A 14,687-nucleotide genomic window follows, 5' to 3' on the forward strand; every position below is an offset into this window, starting at 1 on the left:
TGAGGTTCGCCAGGGATTTTGTCCAACCGAGTTTTTGATCGAGCTGATAGAAGGCGATCAGTCCGCCATCGGAGGATAGATTCTCCTCGACTTGCTCAAATTCGATCGGTTTATTGTCCCAAAAGCCCAAGACAAATTGCTGCGCAGACTGTAAACTCATGAAGGGTCTTCCTTGTTTGTCGAAAGTGCTTTGTTGTTAAACACTTAGATGCAAGAAAGGCCCTTTTTGTTTGGTGTCTCGTGAATAATCCGGGCTAGCAACTGAATCATGGATGGTACGCAACGACCATTATGAGAAACTAGCTCAATACGACTAGCATCTGTAATGTGGATGGAACCAGACACTGCACACCCCCAGCTCGCGGCTGAGTTCGCACGAAATTATAGCCCAACCATTTCAAGAAGCCGCAGTGCGTTGGTGGTGGGCGAAACACCTTGCTGCATTCGATAGTCGAAGGTCATCGTGTCGTTGCCTTCCTTATCTTTTAGAATCGTTTCTCGGAAATGGACGGTATGGGCGATCGAATTGAGTTCCGGCTCATCGGCCAATTCCAAGTCGTGAGTGCTGATCGCGCCGATCGCCTTTAGGTTGATTAAATGACGCAGAACCTGTACGACGGCTATTTGTCGTTCTCGGCTGTTGGTTCCTTGTAAAATCTCATCGAGTAAAAACAGTAAGACTCGATCTTGTTTTTCGGACAACCTGCGAGCGTGTTCGACGACTTGCTTTAGTCGATGCAGTTCCGCCATGTAAAAGGAAACGCCCTGACTCAGATTGTCGCTAACCCGGATACTGGTGGCCAACTCCATCGATGGCAAAGCAAACGCGGACGCACAAACCGGTGCACCGGTGCCAGCCAAGGCTACGTTCAAGCCAATGCTTCTAAGCATCGTGCTTTTGCCCGACATGTTACTGCCGGTGACCAGCAATAACGTTCCCGATGGCCCCACTGAAACGTCATTGGTAACCCGGTTGGAATCGCCTAGAAGCGGATGCCCCAACGCGCTAGCTTCTAGCACCGAGCCAGACGGCAAATTCTGTTTAGGATTCGCTTTCCAACTTGGCACTGCCCAATTCGGGTACTCATCGCGCAAAGCGGCAATCGACATCAACGATTCAAATTCACCGAGGGCTTCGAACCAATCATGGACCACATCACGATACTGAGCTTGCCAACTTTCGAGCTTACGTAAAACCCTGACGTCCCAAAGAGCAAACGCTTGCAGCGGCAGGTACAACAGGAACGTTGCAGCAGATTGGCGAAGTGCTCCTGCCGATGCAACCTTCTGCAGTGACTGCATCCCCTTGACCGCGGCTCGGTCATTGGTCAACAACGTTTCACGAAGCTGGCTCAGTCGCGAATCAGCGCGCGGAATGTCGGTTGCGAGGCCTTCCTTGTGAGGTTGAACGGTGTCTTTTTCAAGCGGCTTTTCTTCTGGCAACCAAGCGGCCGAATGAAACAATTCGACGTATTCGGCAACGGCACCTCGGCTCGACATTGCGACTGAAAAGATCGCATGAGCAGGACCGAGCACCACGGCGGTCAACAGGACATTGACGACGCCCAGTCCCACGATACCGAACAAACCGATCTTGACGAAATCAACGGATAGAAGCTGTAAAGCACCGCCCATGATTGCCAAGACAAAGAGAACCGCGAGGACGACGGATAGGTTGGCCCAAATGGATAGCCAGTTGCGTTTTTCGAGCCAGGCTTCGCCTATCGCCCACTCGGTAAAGCGATCGGGGGAACCACTGCTTTCGGCCACTTTGCGAGACAGCTTGTAAAACCGCAGTCGTTCGTCACGCAGTGGAGCTAACGCCTCGATTGCTTCGCGGCGGCGTATCGCTTGCTCAGCAATCGCGGGCTGAGTCAACCAGGATGCTAGCGTCCGGATGCCGGGCGTGGTTGCCGTCATCGACAACAGATGAAACAACGAGGCTCGGCCGAGAAGATCCAAGTCGCTGGCGACATCGCGTTGGTCGGCCGACAGATCAAGCTCGGCCAATTTTCGCTCCATTTTGTCAGTCGACAAGCGATCCCAATCTCGTTCGATCCGTGCGATCAAACGTCGAAGTACCGATCGCTCGTTACGAAGGGACTCGATCCTTTCACGCACAGGTTCGTTCAGGACGACCGCGATGAGGAAACCGATGACCATTAGCCAACCAATGGGCCAAACCGGTGGCATCCCCCCGATATCCGTGCCGAGCACCAAGAACACGATTGCTAGCAGAAACAAGACCACTCGCGCCGAACCAAATTGGCGATCACGCGATTTTAATTGAGCACGCTCCGACTCTAAGCGATGGAGATCTTGGCGATATCGATGCAGAGCTTCGCTGGCGTCACCGACATCCGTTTTGGGTGTTGCGTTGGAGGCGTTCAAGTGAGATCACTTTCACTTAGGGAAATGGGTGTAACTTGAGTCGATAGCGAGACACCATCGCGAACGGACGCGCTGCGGCCTTGCCTTCCGTGCGAACGGTCGGAAACGACTTTGGTAGCAATTCGATCTTGTAAGTTCGGACGAAAGATCGTTAACAGAAACAAAGGTAAAAACCAAGCGATGTAAAGACCGCCGCCATAACCGTGCCAAAACTGGGTCGCGACCATCACCGCTGCGGAACAGCCGATCAAAGTACCGAGGTTCTTTTGTGCGGGCCATGCGGCCAAGAACGAACACAGGATGACAAAGGCAACGATTAGCGGCAAACGCCATATCGGATCCCAGCCCAATCCCCAAATGCCGCCCAAGTTCGCTGCTTCTCGCTCCGGCAAGAACAGACCGAACATCGATTGCAAATGAGTGAGCAATGATTCGGCACCGGCAAACGATAGCAGTAGCATCAAAAGTGCCAACATCGCACTGACAGCGATCAAAAAACGCCAAGCTCCACGCTTCCAATAGAAGCTAAACCAGAGCGGCAGAAGGAATAGCGGATAGTAAACCAATCCCGACGCTAATCCCAAGAACGTCCCCGAAACCAAAGGTTTTCGGTAAAACAAAATTGCCCAAAGCAACAAAGCAGCGGGCAGCGCATGATCGACCCGTCCGGTCATTTGTGCGGTGTAAGGAAGCATTAAATACAGCGTCGCACAGCCGACCCCAGCCGGCATGTTGCTAAAGTGCCAATTTCCGATCAGAACGATACCTGTCACGATCGCAGCATGTGCAAGGATCGCCAATACTTTGGCGAGCGTTGCTAAACGGGCTTGGGCAGGTGTCAAAATGGCTTCTTCGGTCGGGGCACCCGCCGCCAATGCATCGGTGACAGGACGTGTCGGAATCGCTGGCAACATGTTCATCAGTGCATAGCCAGGCCCTAGTTTCGGTCCTTGCTCAATTTGGATCCTAGGTGTACTTGCAACCACATTTGCCATCATAAAGATGAACAACCAAATGCCGATGAACGTTAATCCACCGTTTGTTAGATTTGGATCCAATTGCGGACGACGAACCATCAATGGATCAAGCAGTAGCCGGACCAGAAGCAAGAATTCAATTGCGAACAAATAGATGAACCCGAACCGCCGAATCGATACGGGGTCGACATCCTTTTTCGTGGACGTGGTGTCTTCCGCATCGTTCGCTTCGGCACTTGAGTCCGACAGCAAGGCATCGTTGTCGGTTGGAGATTCGGCCAAGGAGTCTCCGAGTGTTGACTGAACCAACATCGAAACAAAGGTTTGCCTCGGTTCCTTAACGCGGTTTACCGACTCGGAAATTGCCGATTGCTGGACGTTGAGCAAGTCTTCACTCGAACGATTCTTTCCCGTTACTTTATTCGGCGGCGAATCATCCATCCGCCCGGTAATGACTTCCGATTCGATTTCCAAGATTTGCCGTCGCCAACCTTCGTGTACCATCAACAAGCCGGGGCCAAGCAAGATCAGCAAGACGATGTCAAGGTTTCGAATACTCCAGAAGCGATGAAAGACGAAGAACAGTCCAATCGTTAAAAACGAGGAGAGGTAGACCCAGGTGGTGGGATCAGGACGTCTATAATAGAGCAGGATTTCGCTCATTACCTTCAAAGCAACGTTCGTTGCCGCTCGCTTTCCACGTCAGGAAATAAGAAAAAAACGTAGCCTAGGCTTCTAGCCTGGGACCAATACAAAACAAACCGTAGCCTAGGCTTCCAGCCTGGGATCAGTACAAAAACAAACCGTAACCTAGGCTTCCAGCCTGGGATCAGTACACAACAAACCGTAACCTAGTGCTTTGTCACAATTAGGGATTAGGCAAGGGTCGCTCGTGGCGGTGGCTTTCCACCGCAGTTTACTGGGGCAAGATGCCGCAGCGACTCTTTTGCCAAGCCTAAAATCAAGCGGCGACAAAGCACCAAGCTACAATTTATAGGATACGGTTAATTTTGCTTGATGAAAAGCACGACGATTTATCGGGCGATTGCCAAAACGGCGACGCCGCAGAGGATCGCGACGATGCAGACTAGTTTTGGCCGAAAATTCGCTTCTTTGAGTGCTTGAATACCGAACAAAAAGGAAACCACCACGCTGCAACGCCGAACGACGGAGACAATCGACACCAATGCGTCAGGGTCGGCCAAAGCGGTGAAGTAGACCATGTCGGCGGCCAACAATAGCGGGCTAATGGCAAATATGGCCGAGCGCCATTGAAATACCGGTTTTTCTCTCTTTGTCAAACGCCACCAAATCGCCATCGGCAGCGTGACCGGCACCAAATAGATCGAAAACCACGCTTGGACGGTCGTCGGCGATAATTCGATCGATTGCAATAAGTATTTGTCATAGATTGAACTCAGTGCGCCTAGAATCGTGGCGCCGATCATCATTGCAACGCCACGATCACGTCGAAACGAAACTCCTTCGCGAAGTCCAACCGCGGAAAACAACCAAAAGGCAACGAAAACAATGACAATCCCAATCCACTGAACCGCATTCGGACGCTCTCCTAGGAAAAGCGACGCAATCGCGATCGTCCAAACGGGACTCGTAGAACGGATCGGTGAAGCGATCGAAATCGGCAACCGCTTGAGTGCAAAAAATGCCAACGTCCACGAAGTACCAACGAGCATTCCTTTTACCATCAGCAGCCCGTGTTCGGCCCAAGTCAACGTGTCGACACGAAGTAGTCGATGCGGTAGGGTCTCGGGCGAAGCTGCAGACCAAACGACAAACGGAAGCCATAGACTAGCACCGACCGTCACGCTAACCAGCAATACGATCGGCACCGCGTTTTGTCGGACGGCTACTTTTTTGGCAACGTCGTAGAAACCGAGAAGCAGTGCCGAGATTGCCGAGAGCTCAATCCAAGTCATGCGTTCGATGCACAAAGGCGGCAGTGGTAGCGATCACGAAATCTAAGTCCTTGCGGTCCGTTGTCAATAAGTGATCGGCACCGGGCAACACCATCAAGCTACAGATTGCTCGGTCATCGGTTTCGACTCGTTCTTCAGGTGCTTGATTGATCAGCCCCATGATTCTCAGCGAATGGTCGAAACCAACGATATCGTCTGATGGGGAGTGAAACAAGAGTGTCGGCACTGCGATCCGAGAGATATCGCTAGCCAGGTCATATTGGCGATAATCGTCGAGCATTTGTCTTCGGATCGTCCAGCTTTGGCCACCGATCGTGACATCGCCAACCCCGACTCGCTCAATTGCACGGTTCATGCGATCGAGTCGATCCGCCATATGCCACGTGTCACTAGGGGAGGCAAGTGAAACGAGGCTAGCGAGGCTGCGGTGAGTTTGTAAGTCAAACGCGGCGGTTTCATCTTCATTGGAGGGTGCCGAGCCTGCGATCGCCATCGACGCCGCGCCACCAAGACTATGTCCGAAGAGCGTCGTCACCGCACCAAGCTCATTCGACGCAAAGCGGATGGCCGATCTCAAGTCTGACAAATTGGTGCGGAAATTGGTTTGGGAAAAATCACCTCGACTGCCACCCAGTCCGGTCATGTCGTACCGCAGGACCGCAACACCACGCTCGGATAGACCTCGTGATATTTGAACGATCGCCTTCAAGTCCTTGCTGCAGGTGAAGCAGTGGCTGAGGATCACGACCGGCACTGCGTCGGACGTATCGGGTCGATCGATAATTCCAGCCAGGTCCTCTCCTGTACCACCAGGAAATTTGACGCGGTAAGAACGGCGATTCCAATAGAGTAATTTTGATGTCAACGGCGATCGATGTTTCTCGTTACTCAGTATCTAGTGACTCGGGGCGGTAATCCGCCCTGCTCGGAATGCTTCGGCCATCGCCATCGGCACCTTCGCTTCGGCTAACACAAGCTGCGAGCGATTGTCGGCAACCTTGGCTTTCATTTGCTGCTCTTCGGCAATCGCCTCGGCTCGTCGGCGTTCCGCTTTTGCACGAGCAACACGAGTATCCGCTTCGGCCTGATCGCTTTGCAAGCGTGCGCCAATATTCTCACCAACATCAATATCCGCGATATCGATCGATACGATTTCAAACGCCGTTTGAGCATCAAGCCCTCGCGACAAAACCACTCGAGTGATCATGTCAGGATTTTCCAGCACCTTAAAATGATCCGCTGCCGATCCGATCGAACTAATGATCGCTTCGCCGACTCGCGCGATGACCGTATCCTCGGTCGCTCCACCAATCAATTGTTCAATGTTCGTTCGCACGGTGACTCGAGCACGCACGCGAAGTTCGATTCCGTTCTTCGTGATCGCGCTTAGCGTGGTCTTTCCGCTGCGGCCCGGATCGGGACAATCGATGACCTTCGGGTAAACACTTGTTTGCACCGCATCGAGTACATCACGCCCAGCCAAATCGATCGCGGAGGCTTGGTCAAAGTCGAGCGGAATCTCCGCTCGATGAGCAGCAATGATAGCGTGAATGACGTTCATCACATTGCCACCCGCCAAGTAATGAGCTTCCAAGCGACGGGTGCTGATCCCGTCCTGGCGGTCGATGTTTAGTCCCGCTTGAGCACACATGACTTTAGCTTGGACGATCACCTGTGGATTGACTTTGGTGAAATGCATCCGAATCAAGCTGATCAGCTTGACATCGGCGACCGACATGTAAGCTTGGAACCAAAGTTTACCGTAGCGGACAAAAAAGAACCCCAGAATCGCCAACAAGAACAAGACGAGCAGAACCGCCGCCAAGGTCAGCATTTGCCACGGCCCAGCTTGTCCAATCGGCAACTCGGCGATAGTGAATGAAAGGTCGGCAGCAATGGCAAAAGCAGCTATCATGGTGTCACTGTTTAGTATAGGTACGCAGAACGTAAACTCGGTCTCTCCTACACCCTAGATCATAGGGGTTTTGGCCAACCTTGCAAATCACCGGTTGCCGAATTACGTTTCAAAGCCTCGGCGGGGTTAGCCTCGGCAGGGTTGGCCTCGGCAGGGTTGGCCAAATCCTCTCGTACGTCTCTTCGGCGGAGAACGGCAAGCTACGAAGTGGCGTTGCCCAGTTCGATGGTCGCCAGCGTTTTGTCTCCAGCCGAGTCGCGTTCTGCTTTTTTCAGGTCTGCCAATGCCTGCCACGCCGGATGATTGTTGGTCGGACGCGATTGGTGCGCAAGTTTCAGGACTTCTTGAATCGTGATTCTTTCCGCTGGACGAGCAAGCGTTAACGCGTCGTTTTGGCCCACTCCCATCGACACGCGGCGGAGCAGACCCGCTTCGATTAGCTTGTCGCCCATCTCGTGAACGACGCTGCTCGAGAGCCCCAATTGATCTGCCAATTCTTGAATGTCGATCGATTTGCCTCGCTTGAAAGCATCGGACACCTCGACCATTATTGGCAGCATCCAATCGGGATCCCCCTGCAGTCGTCCCCGTTCGTTCCAGTTTTGGGTTTGCGGACGCCGACCGCGAAGCGATTGCAATGTATGAGTCAAAATCGACCCAAACAAAAAGATCCACCAAGTGATGTAGACCCAAAACAGAAATAGAGGAATCAAGCCGAGCGATCCGTACAACGCTGAATAAGGCAATGCACGTAAGACGTAAATTTGAAAGCCAAACTTTGCGGCTTCCCACAAAACCGCACCGACCAATGCACCAATCGCCGCCGCGCGAACCGATACGTTCGTGTTGGGCATCAATGCGTAAAGCAAAAACAATAACACCCAACTGGCGACCACCGACAACAAATGACTCAATAGCACACGCGCATCGGAACCGACACCGATCGACGCAAACCACTCGACCGCTTGCCCCGACATATACAAACTGACCGCTAACAAACCACTGCCGAGGGTGATAATCGACCAATGAATGGCAACGCGAAGGTGCAGTGGGCGAGTGGTCGATGCTTCAAAGATCAGATTGAAAATCGATTCGGCGGAATCAGCAAGCGCGATGGCGGCATAGATAAACAGCAAAAGGCCAACGACACCAATCGAAGCAAAGTCCAAGGAAGCAACCTTGGTCGTCGCTTCGTGCAGCGCCCGGCGGATGCCCGCTCGGGCAACAGCTCTTGATTTCGCCTCTTCGGCGGCGCCCTCCGATCGGCTGCTTTCATCTGCCATGCTTGTTTCCCTCTCATCAAGCATGGGATCGGTTGACGTGAGATCCGATGGCAGGTCACCGTCCATCGGCGTCAAGACAGCACCCTCGATCGCGTCCTCGCTCTCAGGCGAAGTGTAGACCTGTGGAATCTCAGGAACGCCAAAGAAGGAATAGAGCGAATCTTCGACTTTCTGCTGAACGTCATCCAGTCCGCCGACAATCCGAAACATGACGAGACCGAGAACGACCAACGGGATCAGCGAAAAGATCGTTCGGTAGGTCAATTCCGCTGCCATTCCTTCGGCGCGGTGGCGAATCAATTGTCGCCAACAGTGGATGGTGATGTCCCAAGCGTAACGCAGTTGATGCTGGCGACGTGATAGCTCCTCACGCGGACGTCGGATGGAGTCCACAATGTATTGGTAAAGTTTTCGCATGGCGGTGATTCTAGCAGAACGCCAGCATTCGTTCAGCGTTTTCAACAAAGACCAGAAATAGAAAAACGTGCCGTTCCGATTGGGAACGCCACGTTAGTCGAAACGCTGAGTGCGTTCGTAGCAGCGTCTCTCCGAGACGCTGAATGCGAGTCTCGGAGAGACTCGCCTACTAGACGCTGAGTTGTGTTCGTAGCAGCGTCTCTCCGAGACGCTGGATGCGAGTCTCGGAGAGACTCGCCTACTAGACGCTGAGTTGTGTTCGTAGCAGCGTCTCTCCGAGACGCTGAATGCGAGTCTCGGAGAGACTCGCCTACTAGACGCTGAATTGTGTTCGTAGCAGCGTCTCTCCGAGACGCTGGATGCGAGTCTCGGAGAGACTCGCCTACTAGACGCTGAATTGTGTTCGTAGCAGCGTCTCTCCGAGACGCTGGATGCGAGTCTCGGAGAGACTCGCCTACTGGTTAGTCGCGGTAGCGTCCGCCACCGCCGTTTCCGCGGGCACCGCCGCCGCTGCGGCCACGGCCGCCGCCACTGCTTCCGCCTCGACGCCTGCGCGGACGATCTTCGCCATCGCCACCGTCGCCATCGCCGCCTCCATCACCTTCGGTTTCCGATGCCATTTCATCTTCCACGCCAAGCTCTTCCAACGCTCGGCGTCGACTTAGCTTCACGCGGTCGTGCTCGTCCACGTCGATGACCAAAACCTTCATCGGATCGCCGACATTAACGACCTTGTCGATGCTGCTGATGTAACCGCTGCTCAATTCGCTGATGTGGCACAATCCGTCACGTCCAGGCAGAATTTCGACAAACGCACCAAAATCTTTAATGCTGCTGACGACTCCGTCATAGATCTTGCCGATCTGAACGGTCGCCGTGCAAGCCTCGACTTGACGCATTGCTTCGGCAGCGGCTTCCTTGTTCGTGCCAGCGACCAAGACGGTACCGTCATCGTCAACTTCGATCACGCAGCCGGTGGTTTCTTGGATGCCGCGGATGTTCTTTCCGCCAGGACCGATGAGTGCTCCGATCTTGTCGGGTGCAATCTTGGTACGGAGCAAGCGTGGAGCGCTTGGAGCCGTTTCGCGACGTGGACGTTGGATGGTCGTCAACATCTTTCGCAAGATCTCAATACGAGCTTCACGCGATTGCTTGAGGGTTGCGCGAATCACTTCGTCGCTAATGCCTGTCACCTTCAAATCCAATTGGATACCGGTGATTCCATTTTGGGTTCCCGCAATCTTGAAGTCCATGTCACCGAAGTGATCTTCCGTTCCAAGAATATCGGTCAAAAGAGTGAAGTTGTCCGAATGAGCGTCTTGGACCAAGCCGATCGAAATACCGGCCACCGGGTTGCTGATCGGAACGCCTGCCGCCATCAAGCCCAGCGTTGCTCCACATACCGAAGCCATTGAGCTCGATCCGTTCGACTCCAGGATATCGCTGATCACGCGGATCGTGTAAGGAAAATCCTCTGCAGCAGGCAAGACGGGTGCAACGCTTCGTTCGGCCAAGCAGCCATGGCCAATTTCGCGGCGTCCAGGGCCACGGATTGGGCGGCATTCGCCAACCGAAAACGAAGGGAAGTTGTAGTCGAGCATGAATTTTTTGCTGTACTCTTCCTGCAATCCATCGACACGTTGTTCATCGCGGGCAGTCCCTAGCGTGACCGTAATCAATGCTTGAGTTTCGCCGCGTTGGAACAATGCCGAACCGTGAACCCGTGGCAAGAGGTCGGTTTCGCAGTAGATCGAACGCAGGCTGTTGCAATCACGGCCATCAGGACGAGTGCCAGCAAGGATCAGATCGCGAACGACTTTTTCTTCCAAGTCGTGCCACACCGACTTGAAGCGATTGACATCGATTGCCCCGTCGGCTTTTGGATCAGGAATCACGTCATTCATGGCGCGATTGCGAAGTGCCTTGACCGCATCCGCGCGGTCTTGTTTCCCTGGGGTTTGTTGGGCGGCACGAAATTCATCGTAGTAGGCGTCGTTAAGACGCTGCATCAAACCGTCGTCCTCGGGGGCAACGTATTCGGCTTTTTGTGGTTGAACCTTTTCGTAAAGCTCATCTTGCAAAGCGATGATTTCACGGATCGTCTCATGGGCGAAATGGATCGCTTCGATCATGTCGTCTTCCGCCATTTCGTCGGCGAAACCTTCGATCATGGCAACCTTGTCTCGTGAGCCGCTGACGATCATGTCCAGCTCGCTCTCTTCCAAGTCTTCGAAGGTTGGGAAAGCAATTAGCTTGCCATCAACCTTGCCAACTCGCACCGAAGCGACGGGGCCGTGGAACGGCATCGTGCTGATGTGCAATGCAGCACCGGCGCCGTTCATCGCCAAGACATCTCCGTCATTCTGCATGTCGCTCGCCATCACGAACGCTTGCACTTGGACCTCGTCTTTGAAGCCTGCTGGGAACAGAGGGCGGATCGGGCGATCCATCAACCGGGCGCTAAGGGTTTCCTTGGTGCTTGGACGGCCTTCTCGCTTGAGGAATCCGCCTGGGAATTTGCCAGCTGCCGCCAATCGCTCACGGTAGTCACATGTCAACGGAAAGAAGTCGAGACCCGGTCGTGGGTCACTCGTTGCCGTCGCAACAAGCACCGTGGTCTCACCATATTGGACCAGTACACAGCCAGCCGATTGCTTGGCCAATTGGCCCGTTTCGAACGATAACACACTGCGTCCGATTTGCTTTTCAACACGAATTTTATTAACAGTCATTCAATTACCTTTTCTTCACCTACTATCGATACAAATACAACACAATTAGATCACGCGATTCTTGAAGAAGGCTGGATACCCATGCCTCATTAGCGAAGTGGCCGCGTGACACAAACAATCGGGGAAAGCAAACCGACGTGAGAAGAAAAACCCCTGAACATCTTGAGCTTGGCATCTAGCCGTCGCGACGCTCCTAAGATGGAAAGCCTCCATCGAAAAACGATCGAAGCTGTAGGTTTTGAGTGTCCTCTACCGCTTGAAATGGCAGTTTTACGCCAAGCAAAATCTTCGCAGAATCGCCACAACGTTTCAAACGAAGTGGCGTTTTTCACCAGCGCTGCCGTCATCCCCCTTCCTACCGCACCACCGACAGGGATGCGGCATCCAAAGAGGGCTATTTACGAATGCCCAACTTACCAATGATATCCAAATACCGCTGCGGATCCTCACTTCGGACATAATCGAGAAGCCGGCGTCTGCGACTTACCAGCCCCAGCAACCCACGACGCGAGGCATAATCTTTGCGATGAGTTCGCATGTGCTCGGTTAATCCGTTAATCCGCTCGGTCAAAATTGCGATTTGCACTTCTGGAGACCCTGTGTCACCCGATTCTTTCGCATGTTCTTCGATGACTGCGGATTTTCGCTCTTTCGAGATCGTCATTCTTACTTCTTTTCGTTACTTATCGTTTAATACTTACGTTTTTCGTCAACTCTTACGTTTTTCGTCAACTTGCGACCGGTTCATGATTGATAGTCGGCTTTCCTCGATTGGGGGTAGTTTACCGGCAGTTGGAAATCACGCAACGGCAAATTCGCTCCCAATCGACTAGGAAGTCGCGAAAACCTTCCATTCAACCAACTTTTGTAGCACTTCCGCGGCCTGATCCGCCGGCGTTGTCGCCTTCCCGCCATCCAAACGAATCTCGGGATTGCGAGGCGCTTCATAAGGATCACTAATGCCAGTGAAGTTCTTTATCTCTCCCGATCGCGCTTTCTTATACAAGCCTTTGGGGTCACGAGCTTCGCAGATGTCTAAAGGTGTATCGACAAAGACCTCGATGAAATCACCTGTTTTGCCAGCCTCCTCGACAATTTTTCGGACTCGATCGCGGTCCTTCCGGTAGGGACTCACGAACGCGGTCAACGTAATCAAGCCTGCTGAAGCCATTAAAGCAGCCACGTTGCCAATTCGCCGGATGTTTTCCTCGCGGTCGATCGAAGCAAATCCCAACCCAAATCGTTCCGCAAATGCTTCGCCATGTTCTTCACGCAATGCGGGGGGAGGAGCGCAAAGCCCGTGGCGAATGTTGTCACCATCGAGCAGCGTCGTCGCCCGACCCAACTGCAATAGCTGCGAATCGAGCTCGTTGGCGACCGTGCTCTTTCCGCATCCGCTCAACCCCGTAAACCAAACCACCACGCCACGTTGGCCTAAATTCGATTCACGCGCCGATCGGTCGACCGTCGCAGGATGCCAGACAATGTCAGATGGGTTCATGGGAGTTGGGAGTTGGGAGTTGGGAGTTGGGAGCTGGGAGCTGGGAGCTGGGAGTTGGGAGCTGGGAGCTGGGAGCTGGGAGCTGGGGTGTTTTCCAGGGTGGGTGAAACCCTTGACGCTTTTCCGCTAGTGCTTTGTCAATTTTTCATTTTAGGGTCGTGGACGAGGTAACGAGTCCTTTTGGACCGCTGTGGAGTCAGGGACTCGTAACCTCGTCCAAGACGACCAACGCCACGACGACCAACGCCAAAACGGCTCACAAAACGGCTCATTCGCAGAGTGTGTCTCGAAGGATTCACACCAACGTTTGGCTCGAACGAGTGACTCCAATGACGTCGAATCACATAATCATCGGGGCTAGCGGCCTGTCGCCTGAAGCGAGTGCGACAATGTAACATCGTTTGCTGGGACTGTCGAAAGGTGCGTCTACAAACTCTTGAGAGTGGATCGCGAATCCTCCGACTTTGGCACGCGATTTGTATTCTTTCCCCCATGCCCTACAATGGTCGCTTCGCGCTTCCAATGGCTCCAACGCTTAGTTAGAGGAACACATGTTTACTTCTGGGACGTCCGCCGATCGGCCAGCCAACGTTTTGCCGCCTCTTGTGATTGGCGAGGTGCTGTTCGATCAATTCGGGGACGGGCGGAGTGTTCTCGGCGGGGCTCCCTTCAACGTCGCCTGGAATTTACAAGGATTCGGCTACCGCCCCCAGTTCGTTTCTGCGATTGGCGATGACGAGGTGGGCAAACAGGTCCTCGATCGAATGCACGGCTGGGAAATGGATACCGATGGTGTGCAAACACGCGAAGATCAACCAACCGGAACGGTCCAAGTCACCGTTCGCGGTGGGCAACCCTCTTATGAGATCGTTTATCCCAGAGCTTATGATTTTATCGAGCCGCCCTTGCTCGAAGGCTCAGGCCCGTTCTCGCTTCTCTATCACGGCACGCTCGCTCTCCGCGGCGAGCGATCGCGAGAAACGATCAAGCAATTGGCACAGACGTCGACCATCCCTCGCTTCGTTGACGTCAATATTCGAGAGCCTTGGTTCGACACCGCTTGGCTAACGGAGCTGATCCCTGGTTCCAAGTACGTCAAGTTAAATGATGAAGAGCTCGGAAAGATCTCGGAGATGCCGGTGTCGGATTCATCCCAAGTCGAGGCGGCGGTAAAGGCGTTTCGCCACCAGTATGGTGGTGAAATCTATTTCATAACCTGTGGTTCGCAAGGAGCCTACGCGGTGACCGATCAGACCATCACGTTTGCTCCCGCGCCGAAGCCTGAAGTGATGGTGGATACCGTTGGCGCGGGTGACGGCTTTGCGGCCGCTGCGATCCATGGCGTCTTGCAGGGATTGTCCTACCAAGAGATTCTCGATCGAGCGGTCACCTTTGCCGCTCGCGTTTGCGGCATGCAAGGGGCAACAACGATTGACAAAAGTATTTACCAGAATTGGTAGCGGCATGACCCGATTCGCAGCAGAGAATTTGACCATCAAATAACGATCAGCAATCTAACTATCAGCAATCAACG

10 protein-coding genes are annotated in these 14,687 nt (G+C 53.4%); 1 reads left to right on the plus strand and 9 read right to left on the minus strand.

The annotated features are described in order from the left end of the window. Positions 1-381: 381 nt before the first annotated feature. The 9 genes from Q31b_RS12375 to cysC all read right to left on the minus strand — a co-directional run bounded on the left by Q31b_RS12375 (position 382) and on the right by cysC (position 13,153). Positions 382-2,391 carry a MutS family DNA mismatch repair protein gene (locus Q31b_RS12375; RefSeq protein WP_231617526.1) on the minus strand — a complete coding sequence of 670 codons (2,010 nt, stop codon included), beginning with the start codon at positions 2,389-2,391 and terminating at the stop codon, positions 382-384. Then, the gene (locus Q31b_RS12380) at positions 2,388-4,031 is read right to left on the minus strand and encodes a hypothetical protein (protein WP_231617527.1); all 1,644 of its coding nucleotides are present in this window, start codon (positions 4,029-4,031) and stop codon (positions 2,388-2,390) included. The genes Q31b_RS12375 and Q31b_RS12380 overlap by 4 nt, the downstream gene beginning before the upstream one ends. Before the next feature lie 371 nt (positions 4,032-4,402). Continuing rightward, positions 4,403-5,305: an EamA family transporter gene (locus Q31b_RS12385; protein WP_146600023.1), complete on the minus strand. Its 903-nt coding sequence runs from the start codon at positions 5,303-5,305 to the stop codon at positions 4,403-4,405. Next, positions 5,292-6,170: an alpha/beta hydrolase family protein gene (locus Q31b_RS12390; RefSeq protein ID WP_146600024.1), complete on the minus strand. Its 879-nt coding sequence runs from the start codon at positions 6,168-6,170 to the stop codon at positions 5,292-5,294. Before Q31b_RS12390 ends, Q31b_RS12385 begins: the two co-directional genes overlap by 14 nt. Positions 6,171-6,200: 30 nt before the next feature. Next, positions 6,201-7,139 (minus strand): flotillin-like protein FloA, encoded by a 939-nt coding sequence (gene floA, locus Q31b_RS12395; RefSeq protein ID WP_146600447.1) that lies wholly within the window; start codon positions 7,137-7,139, stop codon positions 6,201-6,203. 281 nt (positions 7,140-7,420) lie between these two features. Then, on the minus strand, positions 7,421-8,920 hold the full coding sequence (locus Q31b_RS12400) for a YihY/virulence factor BrkB family protein (RefSeq protein WP_146600025.1): 1,500 nt from the start codon (positions 8,918-8,920) through the stop codon (positions 7,421-7,423). A gap of 461 nt (positions 8,921-9,381) precedes the next feature. Beyond that, positions 9,382-11,652, minus strand: coding sequence for a polyribonucleotide nucleotidyltransferase (locus tag Q31b_RS12405; RefSeq protein WP_146600026.1), 2,271 nt, complete (start codon positions 11,650-11,652; stop codon positions 9,382-9,384). A gap of 394 nt (positions 11,653-12,046) precedes the next feature. Next, on the minus strand, positions 12,047-12,316 hold the full coding sequence (gene rpsO, locus Q31b_RS12410; RefSeq protein ID WP_146600027.1) for a 30S ribosomal protein S15: 270 nt from the start codon (positions 12,314-12,316) through the stop codon (positions 12,047-12,049). A 165-nt stretch (positions 12,317-12,481) separates the two neighbouring features. Beyond that, on the minus strand, positions 12,482-13,153 hold the full coding sequence (cysC, locus tag Q31b_RS12415) for an adenylyl-sulfate kinase (RefSeq protein WP_146600028.1): 672 nt from the start codon (positions 13,151-13,153) through the stop codon (positions 12,482-12,484). A 551-nt stretch (positions 13,154-13,704) separates the two neighbouring features. On the opposite strand from cysC, the gene Q31b_RS12420 reads away from it, so the two are divergent. Beyond that, positions 13,705-14,613, plus strand: a complete 909-nt coding sequence (locus Q31b_RS12420) for a PfkB family carbohydrate kinase (RefSeq protein ID WP_146600029.1) — start codon at positions 13,705-13,707, stop codon at positions 14,611-14,613. The last annotated feature ends 74 nt before the right edge of the window (positions 14,614-14,687 follow it).

It is taken from the genome of Novipirellula aureliae (assembly GCF_007860185.1).
Classification (GTDB): Bacteria; Planctomycetota; Planctomycetia; order Pirellulales; family Pirellulaceae; genus Novipirellula_A; species Novipirellula_A aureliae.